Consider the following 3,646-nt stretch of genomic DNA (forward strand, 5'->3'; position numbering starts at 1 on the left):
ATACTATACAGCATGGCACCGATCATCCCGCCGCCTATGCCGTGTTCAAGCGCAGCCTTACCTGCTTCAGTCGGATGCAGCCCTTCCAACATGGCACTCCATGTCGACGAAATGATTTTACCTGATGTGAATCCGCCATCGGGGTACAATTGAGCAAACAAATCAATATGATTTTTTATCAGCAGTCCAAGAATAAACAGCAAAATGCCTGCTTTCTTAGGCGTCACCATCTGTGGCCAAGCACGTTTGATCATGGCATATAAGGCCACATATATGAAAATGAGAGGCACCAACGAATACCAGGTTCCAACAAAAAAGCGGAAAAGGTAAATCAATGAGTTCCCGACATGTCCTTGATGGGCAAGTGCAATGACCGAAAAAATCAAGATGAGAATTCCGTACAATTCGAATAACAAGCTAGTTTTTAAAGCCTTCCCTTTCTTCTTGCGTTTCGCCACGCTTGTCACCCCCAAGTCCACATTATACCATATTTGGCTTGAGGGATGATACAGGAACAACGCTTTATGTGAGTGAAGTCTCCACAATTGGACTGTAAGAAATTATAGTTCCAGGGGCATATTGCTCTTTTAAATAATCCTGCGGGTTACAGCTGTACAGCCTAACAATGCGTGCTTGAAAGCCGCTAATTGGCTCAATCTGCATCTTGATTCCACCTTGTTCGATATCCATGAATTTGGGTTCATACGTATCAGCCCCTTCAAAAATGACATCCATCGGGATGACCGAGTAATGAATCATTGTACGATGCCACCACCCATAGCTGCCCTCTTGGATTCAATGCGCTTGTTGAGTTCTCGAATAGCATCACCGATCCCGCCGACCTGGTTGATTAAGCCGTATTTCACTGCGTCCTCGCCAATCACCGTTGTCCCGATATCTCTAGTTAGCTCCCCAGTCTTAAACATCAACTCTTTAAACTTTTGTTCGGTTACATTGGAATGTTTCGTTACGAATCGTACGACACGTTCTTGCATCTTATCCAGATACTCAAATGTTTGTGGCGATCGAAGGCTTCGAGAGGGTCGACACCATCTCTGCTATCGCTAATCCAGCCTCAACATCTCCACCTACTGTGTTTAAAATAATCATGACGCCTTCGATTTTTGGATTCTGTTCTGCGGCGACCAATTGTGGGATGATATGCTCATACTTCGTTGTTTTGTTCTGCGGCGGAAGCACAATATGGCCTTCCACTTGTCCGATAATCGTAAGACAAAAAATGTTCGATTCACCCGAAATCGTATTGGTTTGACCTAGTTGCTGAATATTTTCGAGGACAGGATTTTTCTTCCCTTCCTCTGTCACTGGTTCCTGCTGTTGCGTCGGTTCTGTTGATGATGCCACAATAAATCCCCCTTCATGTTTGACTAGCAGTCCTTACAGACTTGGATCATAATCTCCCATAGTATGAATAAACTTGATACCTTTCATGCATCATTTCTCCTTAAGAAGCAACTGAAAAAAGCTCCCTCCAGTGATGGAGAGAGCTTTGCTATTTGCATAGGTTCAAGTGACTGTTCGAGCCTAGACTTCCATGATAATCGGAAGGATCATTGGTCTTCTTCTGGTTTGTTCATATAAAAAGCGTCCGAGAACATCTTTTACATTAGTTTTTAAAGATGCCCATTCATTTACATTTTCATTCATTAACTTCGTTAATGTATTGGTAACGATACGATTGGCTTCTTCCAAGAGGCCCTCTGATTCACGTACATAGACGAATCCACGAGAGATAATATCCGGTCCGGATAAAATTTTGCCATCTTGTTTACTGAGAGTAACGACGACTACAAGAATACCGTCCTGAGACAATAACTTACGGTCACGCAACACAATGTTGCCTACATCTCCGACGCCCAGTCCATCAATCAGAATGTTGCCGCTTTGAACTTTGGATCCTTTGCGTGCAACACCATTTTGAATTTCTACCGTGTCACCGATATCGCACATAAAAATATCTTCTTTCGCCATACCCACAGACTCAGCAAGGATTCCATGCTGACGCAGCATGCGATATTCACCGTGAATTGGAATAAAATATTTCGGCCTCATCAAATTGAGCATAAGCTTCAATTCTTCTTGGCTGCCGTGACCTGATACGTGTACACCAGTAACTGAACCTGGTCCGTAAATGACATTAGCACCAATACGGAACAATTCATCTACGGTACGACCAACATCACGTTCATTTCCTGGAATCGGCGTAGCTGCAATAATGACCGTATCACCTGGTAAAATATCAACTTTACGGTGCGTGGAACGCGCCATTCTTGTAAGTGCAGACATCGGCTCGCCTTGGCTTCCTGTGGAAAGAATGACAACCCGATCAGCAGCAAGCTTGTTCACTTCTTCTGGCTCAATCAACATGCCATCCGGAATGTTCAAGTAACCTAACTCGCTTGCAATCGATACCACATTAACCATGCTTCGACCAATAACGGTAACTTTACGATTCGTTGCAGCCGCTGCATCAAACACCTGTTGTACACGATGAATGTTAGATGCAAAAGTTGCAATGACAACTCTCTGTTTAGCTTTACGGAACACGTCTTCAATCTCAACACCCACACTGCGTTCCGAACCTGTGTAACCAGGTCGTTCAGCGTTGGTACTGTCAGAAAGTAAGGCAAGAACGCCTTTCTTCCCAATCTCTGCCATGCGGTGCAAATCGGCGTATTGATCATTCACAGGAGTCTGATCGAATTTGAAATCCCCTGTATGAACAACGACGCCTTCTGGCGTATCCAGAGCGAGACCCACAGAATCAGGGATACTGTGATTGGTTTTGAAGAATGTTGCTGTAAGAGTGCCTAAAGAAAGCACGGAATCCGCATTAATGAGGATCCGGTTCGTCGTACCGAGCAAGTTAGCTTCCTTCAGCTTCGCCTCAATGAGACCCATTGTAAGCTTTGTAGCATACAGTGGAACATTAAGGTGCTTAAGTACATAAGGTAAGCCGCCGATATGATCTTCATGGCCGTGAGTAATGATAATGCCGCGTACTTTATCCCGATTCTCCGTTAAGTATCCGATATCTGGAATGACAATATCAATTCCGAGCATGTCCTGCTCAGGAAACTTCAAACCACTATCAATGACGATGATATCGTTCGCATACTGAACGCAATACATATTTTTTCCGATTTCGCCCACGCCGCCAAGAGCGAAGATCAAAAGTTTATCAATATTTTTTTTGGACAAGAATATACCTCCTTCTAAGATTGGACGACGAATTTTAAATGAAAAACCGAACTAGTCACTTGCAACCATTATACATGAAAAAAAACAACAAATACAAGTTAATACCGATTACAATAGCTTCCCCAAAAAAAGAAAACCGATGCCGGAGCACCGATTCATTAGGCGTTATCATACAAAAAGTGATTGGATGAATTGTCCTTCTTGCTCGGATACGCGAACTAACGGAAGTCTCACGCCCCCTGTTTCAATGCCTTTCAGTGCGAGAGCATGCTTAATTGGTGCAGGACTCGGAACACGGAAAATGCCAATAAACACAGGGTGCAGCTTACGATGAAGTTCTGCCGCTTGCTGAATGTTACCTTCTAAATAATACTTTACCATAGATTGCATTTCTTTTCCAATCACATGGCTCGCAACACTAATA

3 protein-coding genes and 2 pseudogenes are annotated in these 3,646 nt (G+C 43.6%); all 5 read right to left on the reverse strand.

Annotation, left to right across the window (positions count from 1 at the left end; translation table 11 throughout):
* Window positions 1-458: pseudogene (locus tag AC1DUA_RS32720) on the reverse strand (FtsK/SpoIIIE family DNA translocase); the annotation flags it as partial.
* A 64-nt stretch (window positions 459-522) separates the two neighbouring features.
* Window positions 523-759: a YlzJ-like family protein gene (locus AC1DUA_RS32725; protein ID WP_477503705.1), complete on the reverse strand. Its 237-nt coding sequence runs from the start codon at window positions 757-759 to the stop codon at window positions 523-525.
* Window positions 756-1,368 (reverse strand): annotated as a pseudogene (locus AC1DUA_RS32730) (ClpP family protease). Before AC1DUA_RS32730 ends, AC1DUA_RS32725 begins: the two are co-directional and overlap by 4 nt.
* Before the next feature lie 177 nt (window positions 1,369-1,545).
* Window positions 1,546-3,222, reverse strand: coding sequence for a ribonuclease J (locus AC1DUA_RS32735; RefSeq protein ID WP_477503706.1), 1,677 nt, complete (start codon window positions 3,220-3,222; stop codon window positions 1,546-1,548).
* Window positions 3,223-3,390: 168 nt separating this feature from the next.
* On the reverse strand, window positions 3,391-3,646 hold a 256-nt coding region (locus tag AC1DUA_RS32740; RefSeq protein ID WP_477503707.1), incomplete at its 5' end, for a dihydrodipicolinate synthase family protein.

This window comes from Paenibacillus sp. 01T422, from assembly GCF_056398785.1.